We start from the raw sequence: 14,864 nt of genomic DNA, 5'->3' as shown, positions 1-14,864 counted from the left end.
GGGACTTTTCGTTCGCGGGTGCTGCTTCCACATTCAAAAACCACAAACAAAAACGCCCGGCCAAAAGGCCGGGCGCTTTTCTCAGGCAATCTTACTTATCGTCAGCTTTGCCCGGAACATTAGCGGTTTCGCCACTTGTGCCTTCAACTTCTTCTTTCATGCGCTTGAGGCCAAGGTGCCGCACGTCGGTGCCGCGCACCAGGTAAATCACCAGCTCCGAGATGTTGCGCGCGTGGTCGCCGATACGCTCCAGGGAGCGCAGCACCCAAATGATGCTCAAGACCCGCGAGATAGAGCGCGGGTCTTCCATCATGTAGGTCGCCAGCTCACGCAGCGCGGTCTTGTATTCGCGGTCGATGATCTTGTCGTACTGCGCCACCGACAACGCCAGGTCGGCGTCGAAACGGGCAAACGCGTCCAGTGCATCGCGAACCATGTTGCGCACCTGGTCGCCGATGTGGCGAACCTCGACGTAACCCCGTGGGGCCTCGCCTTCTTCGCACAACTGGATGGCGCGACGGGCGATCTTGGTCGCTTCGTCACCGATGCGTTCCAGGTCGATCACCGATTTGGAAATGCTGATGATCAACCGCAAGTCGGACGCCGCCGGCTGACGACGGGCGAGAATGCGCAGGCATTCTTCGTCGATGTTGCGTTCCATCTGGTTGATCTGGTCGTCGATCTCACGCACTTGCTGGGCCAGGCCGGAGTCGGCCTCGATCAGCGCGGTCACTGCGTCGTTGACCTGCTTCTCCACCAGCCCGCCCATGGCCAGGAGGTGGCTGCGCACTTCCTCCAGCTCAGCGTTGAACTGTGCAGAGATGTGGTGGGTTAAGCCTTCCTTCGAAATCATCTTTTGCTCCGCGATAGCTGTGAGCTGCAAGCTACAAGCTGCAAGCTGTGTTGTGTCGTACTCGGACCGCTTTTACTTGCCGCTTGAAGCTTGCGGCTTGCAGCTATTCCTAGCCATACCGGCCGGTAATGTAATCTTCGGTCTGCTTCTTCGCCGGATTGGTGAACAAGGTGTCGGTGTCGCCGAACTCCACCAGTTTGCCCATGTACATGAACGCCGTGTAGTCGGAAACCCGCGCAGCCTGTTGCATGTTGTGGGTCACGATGACAATGGTGAACTTGGATTTCAGTTCGTAGATCAGCTCTTCGACTTTCAGCGTGGAGATCGGGTCGAGGGCCGAGCATGGTTCGTCGAGCAGCAGCACTTCCGGTTCCACGGCGATGGTGCGGGCGATCACCAGACGTTGCTGCTGACCACCGGACAGGCCGAGTGCCGACTCGTGCAGGCGATCTTTGACCTCATCCCACAGCGCCGCGCCTTTCAACGCCCACTCGACGGCTTCATCAAGAATGCGTTTCTTGTTGATGCCCTGGATGCGCAGGCCGTAAACCACGTTTTCGTAGATGGTTTTCGGGAACGGGTTCGGCTTCTGGAACACCATGCCCACACGGCGACGCAGCTCGGCCACGTCTTCGCCCTTGCGGTAGATGTTGTTGCCGTAGAGGTTGATCGCGCCTTCGACGCGGCAGCCGTCCACCAGGTCGTTCATGCGGTTGAAGGTGCGCAGCAGCGTGGACTTGCCGCAGCCGGACGGGCCGATGAAGGCGGTCACGCGCTGTTTCGGGATGTTCATGCTGACATCGAACAGCGCTTGTTTGTCGCCGTAGAACAGGCTCAGGCCCGGCACTTCGATGGCCACGGTTTCCTGCGCAAGGCTCAGGCTCTGTTTGTCGCGGCCCAGGGCGGACATGTTGATGCCGTGGGTATGTGTTTCGTGCTGCATGGTCTCACTCCGTTCGTAGCTGCAAGCTTTTAGCTGCAAGCTGCAAGTTTGAGCAAAAGCGGCGTGTAGCTTGCCGCTTGTGGCTAATGGCTTTAGCTATCCAACGCTTTGTATTTTTCGCGCAGGTGGTTGCGGATGTAGACCGCCGACAGGTTCAACGTCGCGATCACCAGCACCAGCAACAGTGCCGTGGCGTACACCAGCGGTCGTGCGGCTTCGACGTTCGGGCTCTGGAAGCCGACGTCATAAATATGGAAGCCCAAGTGCATGATCTTCTGGTCAAGGTGCAAGTACGGGTAGTTGCCGTCCACCGGCAGCGACGGCGCCAGTTTCACCACACCTACCAGCATCAGCGGCGCCACTTCACCGGCGGCGCGGGCCACGGCGAGGATCATGCCGGTCATCATCGCCGGGCTGGCCATCGGCAGCACGATCTTCCACAAGGTTTCCGCCTTGGTCGCGCCGAGGGCCAACGAGCCTTCACGCACGGTGCGAGGAATCCGCGCCAGGCCTTCTTCGGTGGCCACGATCACCACCGGCACCGCCAGCAATGCCAGGGTCAGCGAAGCCCAGAGCAGGCCTGGCGTACCGAAGGTCGGTGCCGGCAAGGCTTCGGGGAAGAAGATCCGGTCCAGCGAACCGCCAAGTACGTACACGAAGAAGCCCAGGCCGAACACCCCGTAAACGATGGCCGGGACGCCCGCCAGGTTGTTCACGGCGATGCGGATAATCCGCGTCAGCGCGTTCTGCTTGGCGTATTCACGCAGGTACACCGCCGCCAGCACGCCGAACGGGGTCACGATCATCGCCATGATCAGGGTCATCATCACGGTGCCGAAGATCGCCGGGAAGATCCCGCCTTCGGTGTTCGCTTCGCGCGGGTCGTCGGACAGGAATTCCCAGACCTTGCCAAAGTAGAAGCCGATCTTGGTAAAGGTGCCCATGGCGTTCGGCTGGTAGGCGTGAACCACTTTGCCGATGCCGATTTCGAGCTCTTTGCCGTTGGCGTCGCGAGCGGTGAGGCTGTCGCGGTTGAATTGGGCGTGCAGATCGCTCAGGCGCGCTTCGATGTCCTGGTAACGGGCGTTCAGTTCAGCCTTTTCGGCGTCCATGTCCGCTTGCGCGGTAGCGTCCAGTTTGCCGGCCAGTTCCAGCTTGCGACCGTGCAGACGGATACGTTCCAGACCGGCGTTGATCGCGCCGATGTCGGATTTCTCCAGGGTCTTGAGCTGTGCCGCAAGCTTGTTGACGCGATCGACACGGGCTTGCAACTCCGGCCACGCGGCCTCGCCCTCGGCGATCACCTTGCCGTCCTGTTTGACGTTGACCAGGTAACCGTAGAAGTTGCCCCACTCGCGACGCTCGATGGCCATCAGCTCGGGTGGCGTCTTCTGGTTGGTCAGCCACTCGCCGACGATCCAGGTGAAGTCGTTGCCGTTCAAGTCACGGTTGCCGACCTTGATCAGCTCGCGGGTCATGAACTCCGGGCCCACATCGGGCACCGGCAGGCCAGCGCTTTTCAGGCGCTCGCGGGGCACTTCTTCTTTCTGCACCACTTCGCCGATCACCAGGTGATTGGCCTGGCCCGGGACGTCGTAGCTGGCGTGGATCAGGTCCGCCGGCCAGAAGTGACCGAGGCCGCGCACGGCAATCACGGCCAGCAAGCCAATGGTCATGATGACCGCGATGGACACCGCGCCTCCGCTGATCCAGACGCCGGGGGCGCCGCTCTTGAACCATCCATTCAGGGAGTTCTGTTTCACAGACTTCTACCTTTCTTAAAGCGACGAGTATTTCTTGCGCAGACGCTGACGAATCAGCTCGGCGAGGGTGTTCATGACGAAGGTGAACAACAGCAGCACCAGCGCCGAGAGGAACAGCACGCGGTAGTGGCTGCCGCCGACTTCCGACTCCGGCATTTCCACCGCAACGTTGGCCGCCAGGGTGCGCAGGCCTTCGAACAGGTTCATTTCCATGACCGGGGTGTTACCGGTGGCCATCAGCACGATCATCGTTTCACCGACCGCGCGGCCCATGCCGATCATCAGTGCCGAGAAAATGCCCGGGCTGGCGGTGAGGATCACCACGCGGGTCATGGTCTGCCAAGGCGTGGCGCCGAGGGCCAGGGAACCGAGGGTCAGGCCGCGAGGCACGCTGAACACGGCGTCTTCGGCGATGGAGTAGATGTTCGGGATCACCGCGAAACCCATGGCCAGGCCGACTACCAGTGCGTTGCGCTGGTCGTAGGTGATGCCCAGGTCGTGGGAGATCCACATGCGCATGTCGCCGCCGAAGAACCAGGTTTCCATGTACGGGCTCATGTACAGCGACAACCAGCCCACAAACAGGATCACCGGGATCAGGATCGCGCTTTCCCAGCCGTCCGGCACTTTCAGGCGGATCGACTCAGGCAGGCGGCTGAAGACGAAACCGGCCACCAGGATGCCAATCGGCAGGAGCATCAATAGGCTGAAGATGCCCGGCAAATGCCCTTCCACATAAGGTGCGAGGAACAGGCCGGCGAAGAAACCGAGGATCACCGTCGGCATCGCTTCCATCAGTTCGATCACCGGTTTGACCTTGCGGCGCAAGCTCGGGGCCATGAAGTAGGCGGTGTAGATCGCGGCAGCGACGGCCAGCGGTGCGGCCAGCAACATGGCGTAGAACGCGGCCTTCAAGGTACCGAAGGTCAGCGGCGACAAACTCATCTTCGGTTCGAAGTCAGTGTTGGCTGCAGTCGATTGCCAGACGTATTTAGGTTCGTCGTAGTTCTCGTACCAGACCTTGCTCCACAGGGCGCTCCAGGAAACCTCCGGGTGCGGGTTGTCGAGCAGCAGCGGTTGAATCTTGCCGCCTGCTTCGACGATCAGGCGGTTAGCCCGTGGCGACAGACCGAAGATCCCTTGGCCATCGACCACCTGATCGACCAGCAAGGTGCGGTGCGCGGTGCTGTGGAACACACCAAGCTTGCCGGAGGCGTCGAGGGCAACAAAACCTTTGCGACGTTCTTCGGCGCTGATTTCAACGATCGGCGTGGTGCCCATCTGGAAGGTGCGGATCTGCTTCAGGCGCAGTTCGCCATCCGGGTCGCGAGCCATAAACCACTGGGCCAGGCCACCCTTGGAGTCACCGAGAATCAGCGAAATACCGCCCACCAATTGGGTGCTGGCCGTGATTTGCGCTTCGCCGTCTTCAAGCAATTTGTAGCGACCGTTAAGGCTCTTGTCGCGCAGGCTGAACACATCGGCCTGGGCGCGCCCGTTAATCACGTACAACCACTGTTGGCGCGGGTCGACGAAGATGTTCTTCACCGGCTCGGTCATTTGCGGCAGATCGATACGCTTCTGCTCGTTGGTGACTTCACCGGTCATCATGTTTTCTTCGCTGGTCAGCGACAGCACATTGAGTTGCGAACCGGTGGAGCCAACCAGCATCAGCGTGGTGTCGGTGGCGTTGAGGCTGACGTGCTCCAGCGCACCGCCCGCTTCGTTCAACGCAATCGGGGTTTCGCCGTACGGGTACTCGACGGCTGGTGAAATGGTCTTCTTGCCGTCCGGGTAACTGACTTTATAGGTGTGACGGAACACCAGCACCTGACCATTGGACAGACCGACCGCCACCAGCGGATGGCCAGGCTGGTCTTCGCCAATCGAGGTTACGGTGGCACCGGCCGGAATTGGCAGATCGACGCGCCGCAGTTCGGCGCCACTGTCGATATCGAAGAAAAGAGCCTGGCCCTTGTCGGAAACCCGCATGGCGACCTGGTTCTGTTCTTCCAGAGAGATCATCAGCGGCTTGCCGGCGTCTTGCATCCAGGCAGGCGTGATGGCGTCCTTGGCCGTCAGATCAGCCCCCTGAAACAGGGGAAAGACGACGTAACCAAGGAAGAAGAAGATCAGCGTGATCGCACCGAGGACGGCGAGACCGCCAATGAGCACGTACCAGCGGGTCAGGCGATCTTTGAGCGCGCGGATGCGACGCTTGCGTTGCAGTTCAGGCGTATTGAAGTCAATTCGCTTGGGGGGATTGTTAGTCATGGTGGAATTGGCCAGATCATTCATGCGCACACCCTAGCGATCCTGTATGACAGAAAGATGACAATGCAGTGACGCAACAAATCCGCCGCCAGCGGGAACTGGCAGAGGACCGGAAATTTGGGAGCCGGTATTGACCGGCATTTGTAGGAGCGAGGCTTGTGTGGCGAGGGGGCTTGCCCCCGTTGGGGAGCGAAGCGCCCCCATCGAATCAGCCATCGCATTATCGTCGTCGACCGATTTATGACTGCTTCGCAGTCAAACGGGGGCAAGCCCCCTCGCCACCCAAGCTTCGCTCCTACACAGGTCCGGGGCGTACCCTGGGCCTAGGGTTTTACTTTTTTGCGACTTCAGCGCCGCCTTCCGCCAGACCCAGGTCAGCCAGTGCTTTTGCAGCAACCTTGGCTGGCAGTGGGATGTAGCCGTCTTTCACTACAACTTCCTGGCCCTGTTTGGACAGAACCAGTTTCACGAACTCGGCTTCCAGCGGGGCCAGAGGCTTGTTCGGGGCTTTGTTGACATACACGTAGAGGAAACGCGACAACGGGTATTTGCCGTTCAGGGCGTTTTCTTCGCTGTCTTCGATGAATTCAGTGCTGCCCTTCTTCGACAGAGCCACGGTTTTCACGCTAGCGGTTTTGTAGCCGATGCCCGAGTAACCGATGCCGTTCAGCGAGGAGCTGATCGACTGCACGACCGAAGCCGAACCTGGTTGTTCGTTGACGTTTGGCTTGTAGTCGCCTTTGCACAGGGCTTCTTCTTTGAAGTAGCCGTAGGTGCCGGACACCGAGTTACGACCGAACAGCTGAACCGGCTTGTTGGCCAGGTCGCCGGTCACACCCAGGTCGCCCCAGGTTTTAACGTCGGCTTTAGCGCCGCACAGACGAGTGGACGAGAAGATCGCGTCGACTTGTTCCATGGTCAGGTGCTGGATCGGGTTGTCTTTGTGTACGAAAACAGCCAGGGCGTCCACGGCAACCGGGATAGCGGTTGGCTTGTAGCCGTACTTCTGCTCGAAGGCCGCCAGTTCGGTGTCCTTCATCTTGCGGCTCATCGGGCCCAGGTTAGAGGTGCCTTCAGTCAGCGCAGGTGGCGCAGTGGCGGAGCCAGCGGCCTGAATCTGGATGTTTACGTTCGGGTATTCTTTTTTGTAGTTCTCAGCCCACAGGGTCATGAGGTTGGCCAGGGTATCGGAGCCGACGCTGGACAGGTTGCCCGATACACCAGTGGTCTTGGTGTAGCTCGGGATCGCAGGGTCAACAGCGGCGAACGCGTTGGCAGTCGCAACGCCAGCAGCGACAAAAGTCATTGCCGCCATCAAACGCTTCAGTTTCATGCCTTACTCCTAGCAGATAGGGTGTGTTAAGTCGGGGCCAAGTATCAGCAGGCCGTGTGAACACTCTATGGCTGAAATATGACAATTGGATGAAAGGCCAGCATTCGGAAACCAGAAACACCAAGGCTCCGTGGCGAGGTTGACAAATCATTATCAAAAGATAGTCTTGTCAACCACGAGAGGAACACATGATCAACGACCGAATTCGCCGCGCTCGCCTTCTGCGAGGCATGTCCCTGGAAGCCCTGGCGCTCCAGCTTGGCGACATCAGCAAGCAAGGCCTGAGCAAATACGAGAAAGGGTTAAGTACTCCGAACTCCTCTCGCCTGCTGCAAATGGCCAAAGTGCTGCAGGTCAGTCCCGAGTATTTCTTTCGTGCGGACCCGGTACCGTTGGCGCCTTTGGAGTTTCGTAAGCTCGCGAAAATGCCGAAGTACCGTCAGGTTCAGGTCGAAGAACAGATTCGCGAACACCTCGAACGCTACATTGCGCTGGAAGACTGCTTCGACCCGGTCGATATCCAGACTCCCGCCACCCCGGCACAAATGTTGCCGGTCTCTTCTATTGAAGAGGCTGAACACGCCGCCGAGTCTCTGCGCGAGTTTTGGAGAATTGGCAGCGATCCCATTTCCAACATCACCGAACAACTGGAAGAGCACAGCATCAAGGTTGCGATGCTCAAGGGACCTGATGACTTCGATGGAGCCTGCGCCGCCACCGAGGATGGTCGCCATGTCCTGATTGCCTTGAACGCGAAGCGTCCCGGCGAACGCATTCGCTTCACTGCTGCCCACGAACTCGGGCATTGGGTCATGCGATTACCCGACGACATGTCCGAGCGCGACAAGGAAAACTGCTGCCATCGCTTCGCTGGCGCCTTCCTCTATCCAGCCAAAAGTGTCGCCAGTGACTTCGGCAGCCACCCTCGCTCACGGGTTCATCCCCGCGAGTTGCTCATCGCCAAACGCCAATACGGAATCTCGATGCACGCCGCACTTCGACGCCTGAAGGATCTGAACCTGCTGAGCGACGGGGGTTACAAATCCCTAACCATTCAATTCAGTGCTAATGGCTGGCGCAAGGCCGAACCCGAACCGATGCCATGCAAACCACCGCAACGCTTCGAATCGTTGGTGTTCTGGGGGCTGGCGGAGGGCCTCATTACTAAATCCCGTGCAGCTGAACTTCTACGTAAACCAGTGAGCGCCCTTGATCCCAACTTCCTGGGCTCACTGGAGAGTGCATGACCCTGATTTACATCAGCGATACGAATATTTGGATTGATTTCAGGAACGCGGGACTGCTTGAACAGATGTTCAGGCTGCCATTCACCCTCTGCTGCACGGATTTCGTGCTGCATGAGCTCGAAGACTTTCCCCATGCCGAACTGCTCGGCCATGGGTTGATGGTCGAATCCTTCGATGGTGCGGGTGTTGCTCGACTGTTCAATTTAAAAATCGAGCACAACAACAGCTCGCTCGCCGACGTGTCCTGCTATTTGCTCGCGCAAGAGACAGGTCGACCTCTGCTGACCGGCGATGGCAAGTTAAGGCGTCAGGCACAACGGGATGGGTTGCAAGTGCACGGCGCGCTTTGGTTGTTGGATCTGATGGTCGAGCATTGCGTCATCCCACTCACGCAAGCCGCAGATGCGCTGGACAATATGCTCGAGCACGGGGCACGCCTACCCTCAAACGAATGTGATGCAAGGCTTTCGCACTGGAGAAAGCCTTAGCATCGCAGGCTCCACTTAACGCCCCTCCTTCCAAAGATACGCACCCACCAAAATCCCGACCCCACAAATAATCGCCACGTAATAGGCCGGCCCCATCGGGCTCTCCTTGAGCAGCAACGTCACAACCATCGGCGTCAGTCCACCAAAAATCGCGTAAGCCAGGTTGTAGGAGAACGACAGCCCGCTGAAGCGCACCACTGCCGGGAAGGCCTTGACCATCACGTACGGCACGGCGCCGATGGTGCCGACGAGCAGGCCGGTCACGGCGTACATCGGGAACAGCCAGTCCGGGTGGTTGAACAGGCTGTGGTAGAAGGTCCACGAACTGATCAGCAACGCGGCGCTGCCGAACACGAACACCCGGCCGGCGCCGAAGCGGTCGGCCAGTGCGCCGGAGGCCACGCAACCCAGGCTCAGGAACACGATGGCCAGGCTGTTGGCCTGTAATGCGGTGGTCGGCGAGAAGTGGTAGACGGTCTGTAGCACGGTCGGGGTCATCAGGATGACGACGATGATGCCGGCGGACAGCAACCAGGTCAGCAGCATGGAAATCAGGATCGCCCCGCGATGGTCGCGCAGCACCGCGCGCAGCGGCACTTCTTCGGCCAGGGCCTTGCGCAGTTGCAGCTCGGCGAACACCGGGGTTTCGTGCAACCAGCGGCGCAGGTAGACCGAGAACAGGCCGAACACGCCGCCCAGCAGGAACGGGATCCGCCAGGCGTAATCCGCGACTTCCACCGGGGTGTAGATACTGTTGATCGCCGTGGCCACCAACGAACCCAAGAGGATACCGGCCGTCAGGCCGCAGGTCAGGGTGCCGCAGGCGTAGCCGATGTGCCGCTGGGGCACGTGTTCGGAAACGAAGACCCAGGCACCGGGCACTTCCCCGCCAATCGCCGCGCCCTGGATCACGCGCATCAGCAACAACAGGATCGGCGCCCACAGGCCGATCTGCGCATAGGTTGGCAGCAGACCCATGATCAGCGTCGGCACGGCCATCATGAAAATGCTCAGGGTGAACATTTTCTTGCGCCCCAGCAGGTCACCGAAGTGCGCCATGACAATGCCGCCCAACGGCCGTGCCAGGTAGCCGGCGGCGAAGATGCCGAAGGTCTGCATCAGGCGCAGCCAATCGGGCATGTCGGCCGGAAAGAACAGTTTGCCGACCACCGTGGCGAAGAACACGAAGATGATGAAGTCGTAAAACTCCAGCGCGCCGCCCAAGGCGGACAGCGACAAGGTCTTGTAATCGTTGCGGGACAACGGACGTGCGGATTGCGTCGGCTGCGCAGTGCTCGAGGGCGCTGTGGTCATGGCAAGGGCTTCTCTTATAGTCGGATCTGCAACCCCAACAACGCTGGCGGAGGCTTGGGCAGGTCCGGCACGATAGCAAATTGTTCGAAAAAGCACATAGAGGTGCGTATTTGACGGTCGAAATGAGAACCGGACGGTCGTCTCGGAGTCTACCGACCGATATACTCGCAACCTTGCACCTGCTTTTGTAAGGGGTTGCTGTGCGAAAACGCCTGCCAGGCTTCACAGGCGATTTCGCAGAGTTTCCCTTTAGGCGCCTTATGAAAAACGTGACGAACGTAGTATGTTCGGGGCTGAATCGTTTTTTCTGAGACGGCTATTCACCTTGAAGTACTAATGAAGAGTCACGGGTCAGAGGCACCCCCGGCATGATAGAGCTCGAACAAGAAGATCCGATCCCGCAAGGCGACCTGGCCCTGCAAATCACCGCGCTCCCGCGCGAAACCAACGGCTTTGGCGATATTTTCGGCGGCTGGCTGGTGGCGCAGATGGATTTGGCCGGCACCGCGATGGCCAGCAAGGTCGCCGGCGGCCGCGTCGCGACCGTTGCCATCGACCGCATGGCGTTCCTGGTGCCGGTGGCAGTGGGCGCGCAGCTTTCCTTCTATACCCAGGCGCTGGAAATCGGCCGCAGCTCGATCCAGATGATGGTCGAGGTCTGGAGCGACGATCCGCTGTCCAGCGAGTGGCGTAAGGTGACTGAAGCGGTGTTCGTGTTCGTCGCCATCGACGGCAGCGGTCGCACCCGTTCGGTTCCGCCCCGCGCACGTTAAACACGGCGCGGGGTTTGCGGTCCATTGCAGTCATTGATCCTGATTGAGAGTTGTCCCCATGAGCACGCCCAACGTTGAAGCCGTCAAACTGGATGAACTGAACTGCTGGCGCATCCGCCACGGTCAGGCCGAATTGCTGGTGGCCCAGCAAGGCGCGCACATCCTCAGTTACCAATTGGCCGGCCAACCGCCGCTGATCTGGCTCAACGACGAGGCCGTGTTCAAGACCGGCAAAAGCATCCGCGCCGGTGTGCCGATCTGCTGGCCGTGGTTCGGCAACTTCGATCGCAACCCGCCGAGCGTCAAGGCCATGCGCGTCAGCAACGAGCCGGCGGGCGCCCATGGTTTTGTCCGGGCGACGGATTGGGAGCTGGGTGGCATCGAAACCGAGGGCGAAAGCCTGAACGTGGAGTTCCTCCTGCCGTACCCCGAAGGTGGTTTCCCGGGCTGGCCGCATCAGGTGGACTTGACGTTGAGCATTCGTCTGGACGAGCAACTGCACATCAGCCTGACCAGCCACAACCGCGGTGCTGAGACCGTGTCGATCAGCCAGGCGCTGCACAGCTATTTCGCCGTCAGCGATGTGCGCAACGTGCAGGTTGAAGGGCTGGATGGCTTGAGTTACATCGATACGACGAAGGACTGGAGCACGGTCACTCAGGCCGGGGATCTGGCCTTTACGGGCGAGACAGACCGTATCTACCTGAATACCCCGTCGAAGCTGAGCCTTGTCGACGCGGCCTGGGAACGGCGCATCGAGCTGACCAGCAGCGGTTCGCGCACGGCGGTGATCTGGAACCCGTGGATCGATCGCGCGGCGGCGTTCAGCGACATGGCCGACGATGGCTGGCAGCGCATGTTGTGCATCGAGACCGCGAATGTGATGGATGACGTGGTGAACCTGGCGGCGGGTGCCAGTCATACCCTGGGTGTGAGCATCGGTAGCAAACCGCTTTAAAAGCTTCGCGGGCAAGCCTCGCTCCTACAGGGGATTGGTGCCGCCACAATTTTCGTGGTCGGACCTCGCCCCTGTAGGAGCGAGGCTTGCCCGCGAATCGATCCACCAAACGCTACAAATCTGATTCTTTCACCACCCGCACCTTCGCCGCATCCAGCGCATACGCCGCGTCAGCCAGGTCGTTGTTGACCTTCTCGATCTTGAGCGTGCCCGTCACCCACAGCGGTGTGTAGATATCGTCCAGCTTCAAGCCTTTCGGATAACGCACCAGCACCAACTGGTTAGGCGGCGGTGGCGGCACGTGGATGCAGGCGCCCGGGTACGGCACCAGGAAAAACAGCGTGCTGCGACCCTTGGCGTCGGACTCCAGCGGCACCGGGTAACCACCGATGCGAATGTTCTTGTCGTTCATCGACGGCACGGTTTTGGTCGAGTACATCACCGCCGGCAGGCCCTTGCTCTGCTTCATGCCACCCTTTGAGGTAAAGGTGCCATCGCCTTCGGGGGTGTTGTGGTCGATTTCGGGCATGGCCTCGAGGGCTTTCTGGTCCGACTTGGGCATCAGCTCCAGCCAGTCGGTTTCCGGCAGCTCGCCGGCATGGGCAAGGCCCGAGCCCAATAAAAGGATAGTCAGCAGAAGACGGCGCATGGAGGTGCTCGACATAAGAAAGGACGGTATGAATGGCGAGCATTCTAGCCCTCTCTGCCTGCGCAGCAGAGAGGGCTTTGTCGCATCAATCAGTTCTTTTTGATCAAGCCGTAGAGCACCAGCAACACCACGGCGCCAACCAGCGCACCGAGGAAGCCTGCGCCCTGGCCAGCCTGGTAGATGCCCAGAGCCTGGCCGCCGTAAGTGGCCGCCAGCGAACCGCCGATACCGAGCAGGATGGTCATGATCCACCCCATGCTGTCATCGCCCGGTTTCAGGAACCGAGCCAGCAGGCCGACGATCAAGCCGATAAAGATGGTTCCGATAATTCCCATGGCATTTCCCTCTGATTGGTTGGTTATGCCAAAGCCTAGACAGACTTTGGCATCCTGCCATCAGAGAACGGCGGACTCTGAAGGTTCCGCCGCTGCCACATGAAACTATTCGGCGATCAGCGCTTCGACCTTGAGGATCTGCGCCGCGAGGGTCTCGCGATCGGCGCAACGCAGGTTGGCGTGACCAACCTTGCGCCCGGCCTTGAACGCCTTGCCGTAGTGGTGCAAATGGCAGTCGTCGATGGCGATCACTTTCTCGACCGGCGGAACAACGCCGATGAAGTTGAGCATCGCGCTCTCGCCAATCTTGGCTGTCGAACCCAACGGCAGACCGGCAACGGCCCGCAGGTGGTTTTCGAACTGGCTGCACTCGGCGCCTTCGGTGGTCCAGTGCCCGGAGTTGTGCACGCGCGGGGCGATTTCGTTGGCTTTGAGGCCACCGTCGACTTCAAAGAACTCGAACGCCATCACGCCGACGTAATTCAGCTGCTTGAGCACACGGCTGGAATAGTCTTGCGCCAGGGCTTGCAGCGGGTGATCGGTGCTGGCCACGGACAGCTTGAGGATGCCGCTGTCGTGGGTGTTGTGAACCAGTGGATAGAAGCGGGTTTCGCCATCGCGAGCACGCACGGCGATCAGCGAGACTTCGCCAGTGAACGGCACGAAGCCTTCCAGCAGGCAAGCGACGCTGCCCAGTTCGGCGAAGGTTCCGACCACGTCTTCCGGTTTGCGCAGGACTTTCTGGCCCTTGCCGTCGTAACCCAGCGTGCGGGTTTTCAACACGGCCGGCAGACCGATGGAAGCCACGGCAGCGTCCAGATCAGCTTGCGACTGGATGTCGGCGAACGCCGGGGTGGGAATCCCCAGGTCCTTGAACATGCTCTTCTCGAACCAGCGATCACGGGCGATGCGCAGGGCTTCGGCGCTCGGGTAGACCGGGACGAATTGCGAGAGGAAGGCCACGGTTTCGGCCGGGACGCTTTCGAACTCGAAGGTCACCAGATCGACTTCATCGGCCAGTTGACGCAAGTGATCCTGATCGCCGTAATCGGCCCGCAGGTGTTCGCCCAACGCAGCCGCGCAAGCGTCCGGCGCCGGGTCGAGGAAAGCGAAGTTCATGCCCAGCGGAGTGCCCGCCAGCGCCAACATGCGGCCCAACTGGCCGCCACCGATTACACCGATTTTCATCGTCAACAACCTCAGGCGATGCGTGGGTCTGGATTGTCCAGGACGCTGTCTGTCTGCTCAGCACGGAAGGTTTTCAGCACCGCGTGGAACTGCGGGTGCTTGGCGCCGAGGATACTTGCCGACAGCAGGGCTGCGTTGATCGCGCCAGCCTTGCCGATGGCCAGGGTGGCGACCGGAATGCCCGCGGGCATCTGCACGATCGACAGCAGGGAATCGACGCCGGACAGCATCGACGACTGCACCGGAACGCCCAGCACCGGCAGGTGGGTCTTGGCCGCACACATGCCTGGCAGGTGGGCCGCGCCACCGGCACCGGCGATGATCACCTCGATGCCACGCGCCTCGGCCTCTTCGGCGTACTGGAACAGCAGGTCCGGGGTGCGGTGGGCAGAGACCACTTTCACCTCGTAAGGGATGCCGAGCTTTTCCAGCATATCGGCGGTGTGGCTAAGGGTGGACCAATCGGACTTGGAGCCCATGATCACGCCAACCAGTGCACTCATCGTCGTGCCTCTTCTCTCTGGGCGCCCGCAGGCGCGTCAAAAACAACAAGCCACGCAGAAATGCGTGGCTTGATTGTACGAAAAATGGCCGGACGAACCGGCCGAAGGCCGCGCAGTATACCTCAATGAAGCAGATAAACAGCCCCCGGGACGACCATCTGTCATCCGGCGCAAAGTGCCGGTTTTATTGACTCGAAGGTCAGCGAAAAATAGCGTAAATCGATCGTTCCCACGCTCTGCGGG

The 14,864-nt window shown here is 60.1% G+C and carries 14 protein-coding genes; 4 read left to right on the top strand and 10 right to left on the bottom strand.

Annotation, left to right across the window (positions count from 1 at the left end; all coding sequences use genetic code 11):
• Positions 1-91 precede the first annotated feature (91 nt).
• From phoU to ACZ89E_RS23170, 5 genes are all read right to left on the bottom strand, one after another.
• Positions 92-853: a phosphate signaling complex protein PhoU gene (phoU, locus tag ACZ89E_RS23190; RefSeq protein WP_008150055.1), complete on the bottom strand. Its 762-nt coding sequence runs from the start codon at positions 851-853 to the stop codon at positions 92-94.
• 109 nt (positions 854-962) lie between these two features.
• Positions 963-1,796 (bottom strand): phosphate ABC transporter ATP-binding protein PstB, encoded by an 834-nt coding sequence (gene pstB / locus ACZ89E_RS23185; protein ID WP_149659426.1) that lies wholly within the window; start codon positions 1,794-1,796, stop codon positions 963-965.
• 92 nt (positions 1,797-1,888) lie between these two features.
• Complete coding sequence (pstA, locus tag ACZ89E_RS23180; RefSeq protein WP_149659425.1) at positions 1,889-3,559, bottom strand: phosphate ABC transporter permease PstA; 1,671 nt, start codon at positions 3,557-3,559, stop codon at positions 1,889-1,891.
• Between the two features lie 15 nt (positions 3,560-3,574).
• A complete protein-coding gene (locus tag ACZ89E_RS23175; protein WP_178129136.1) occupies positions 3,575-5,608 on the bottom strand; it encodes an ABC transporter permease subunit in 2,034 nt (677 codons plus the stop codon).
• A gap of 556 nt (positions 5,609-6,164) precedes the next feature.
• Positions 6,165-7,166, bottom strand: coding sequence for a phosphate ABC transporter substrate-binding protein PstS (locus tag ACZ89E_RS23170; RefSeq protein WP_149659423.1), 1,002 nt, complete (start codon positions 7,164-7,166; stop codon positions 6,165-6,167).
• A gap of 188 nt (positions 7,167-7,354) precedes the next feature.
• Here ACZ89E_RS23170 and ACZ89E_RS23165 point away from each other — a divergent pair, with 188 nt between their 5' ends.
• Together ACZ89E_RS23165 and ACZ89E_RS23160 are read left to right on the top strand one after the other, a co-directional pair.
• Positions 7,355-8,413 (top strand): helix-turn-helix domain-containing protein, encoded by a 1,059-nt coding sequence (locus ACZ89E_RS23165; RefSeq protein ID WP_476256537.1) that lies wholly within the window; start codon positions 7,355-7,357, stop codon positions 8,411-8,413.
• Positions 8,410-8,901, top strand: a complete 492-nt coding sequence (locus tag ACZ89E_RS23160) for a PIN domain-containing protein (protein ID WP_476256536.1) — start codon at positions 8,410-8,412, stop codon at positions 8,899-8,901. The genes ACZ89E_RS23165 and ACZ89E_RS23160 overlap by 4 nt, the downstream gene beginning before the upstream one ends.
• Before the next feature lie 15 nt (positions 8,902-8,916).
• On the opposite strand, the gene ACZ89E_RS23155 is transcribed toward ACZ89E_RS23160, so the two are convergent.
• Entirely contained in the window at positions 8,917-10,215 is a 1,299-nt protein-coding gene (locus tag ACZ89E_RS23155) for an MFS transporter (RefSeq protein ID WP_476256535.1), read from the bottom strand.
• A gap of 368 nt (positions 10,216-10,583) precedes the next feature.
• Here ACZ89E_RS23155 and ACZ89E_RS23150 point away from each other — a divergent pair, with 368 nt between their 5' ends.
• Entirely contained in the window at positions 10,584-10,988 is a 405-nt protein-coding gene (locus ACZ89E_RS23150) for an acyl-CoA thioesterase (RefSeq protein ID WP_007896491.1), read from the top strand.
• 58 nt (positions 10,989-11,046) lie between these two features.
• On the top strand, positions 11,047-11,946 hold the full coding sequence (locus tag ACZ89E_RS23145; RefSeq protein ID WP_463258902.1) for a D-hexose-6-phosphate mutarotase: 900 nt from the start codon (positions 11,047-11,049) through the stop codon (positions 11,944-11,946).
• Positions 11,947-12,058: 112 nt separating this feature from the next.
• Here the strand turns inward: ACZ89E_RS23145 and ACZ89E_RS23140 are convergent, their stop codons facing one another.
• The 4 genes from ACZ89E_RS23140 to purE form a co-directional block, all read right to left on the bottom strand.
• A complete protein-coding gene (locus tag ACZ89E_RS23140) occupies positions 12,059-12,595 on the bottom strand; it encodes a DUF3299 domain-containing protein (RefSeq protein WP_149659420.1) in 537 nt (178 codons plus the stop codon).
• Between the two features lie 89 nt (positions 12,596-12,684).
• A complete protein-coding gene (locus ACZ89E_RS23135) occupies positions 12,685-12,930 on the bottom strand; it encodes a GlsB/YeaQ/YmgE family stress response membrane protein (protein ID WP_149659419.1) in 246 nt (81 codons plus the stop codon).
• 105 nt (positions 12,931-13,035) lie between these two features.
• A complete protein-coding gene (locus ACZ89E_RS23130; protein ID WP_149659418.1) occupies positions 13,036-14,118 on the bottom strand; it encodes a 5-(carboxyamino)imidazole ribonucleotide synthase in 1,083 nt (360 codons plus the stop codon).
• An 11-nt stretch (positions 14,119-14,129) separates the two neighbouring features.
• Positions 14,130-14,621, bottom strand: coding sequence for a 5-(carboxyamino)imidazole ribonucleotide mutase (gene purE, locus ACZ89E_RS23125; protein WP_019694319.1), 492 nt, complete (start codon positions 14,619-14,621; stop codon positions 14,130-14,132).
• Positions 14,622-14,864 lie beyond the last annotated feature (243 nt).

It is taken from the genome of Pseudomonas sp. TE3899, assembly GCF_056279105.1.
Note: the sequence above shows the minus strand (reverse complement) of the source record. Positions and strands in the feature narration are given on the sequence as shown.

Excerpts from the sequence above, each read along its gene's own strand:
- phoU (WP_008150055.1), bottom strand. The coding sequence starts at position 853 with ATGATTTCGAAGGAAGGCTTAACCCACCACATCTCTGCACAGTTCAAC.
- pstB (WP_149659426.1), bottom strand. The coding sequence starts at position 1,796 with ATGCAGCACGAAACACATACCCACGGCATCAACATGTCCGCCCTGGGC.
- ACZ89E_RS23175 (WP_178129136.1), bottom strand. The coding sequence starts at position 5,608 with ATGCAAGACGCCGGCAAGCCGCTGATGATCTCTCTGGAAGAACAGAAC.
- ACZ89E_RS23170 (WP_149659423.1), bottom strand. The coding sequence starts at position 7,166 with ATGAAACTGAAGCGTTTGATGGCGGCAATGACTTTTGTCGCTGCTGGC.
- ACZ89E_RS23165 (WP_476256537.1), top strand. The coding sequence starts at position 7,355 with ATGATCAACGACCGAATTCGCCGCGCTCGCCTTCTGCGAGGCATGTCC.
- ACZ89E_RS23160 (WP_476256536.1), top strand. The coding sequence starts at position 8,410 with ATGACCCTGATTTACATCAGCGATACGAATATTTGGATTGATTTCAGG.
- ACZ89E_RS23155 (WP_476256535.1), bottom strand. The coding sequence starts at position 10,215 with ATGACCACAGCGCCCTCGAGCACTGCGCAGCCGACGCAATCCGCACGT.
- ACZ89E_RS23150 (WP_007896491.1), top strand. The coding sequence starts at position 10,584 with ATGATAGAGCTCGAACAAGAAGATCCGATCCCGCAAGGCGACCTGGCC.
- ACZ89E_RS23145 (WP_463258902.1), top strand. The coding sequence starts at position 11,047 with ATGAGCACGCCCAACGTTGAAGCCGTCAAACTGGATGAACTGAACTGC.
- ACZ89E_RS23140 (WP_149659420.1), bottom strand. The coding sequence starts at position 12,595 with ATGCGCCGTCTTCTGCTGACTATCCTTTTATTGGGCTCGGGCCTTGCC.
- ACZ89E_RS23135 (WP_149659419.1), bottom strand. The coding sequence starts at position 12,930 with ATGGGAATTATCGGAACCATCTTTATCGGCTTGATCGTCGGCCTGCTG.
- ACZ89E_RS23130 (WP_149659418.1), bottom strand. The coding sequence starts at position 14,118 with ATGAAAATCGGTGTAATCGGTGGCGGCCAGTTGGGCCGCATGTTGGCG.
- purE (WP_019694319.1), bottom strand. The coding sequence starts at position 14,621 with ATGAGTGCACTGGTTGGCGTGATCATGGGCTCCAAGTCCGATTGGTCC.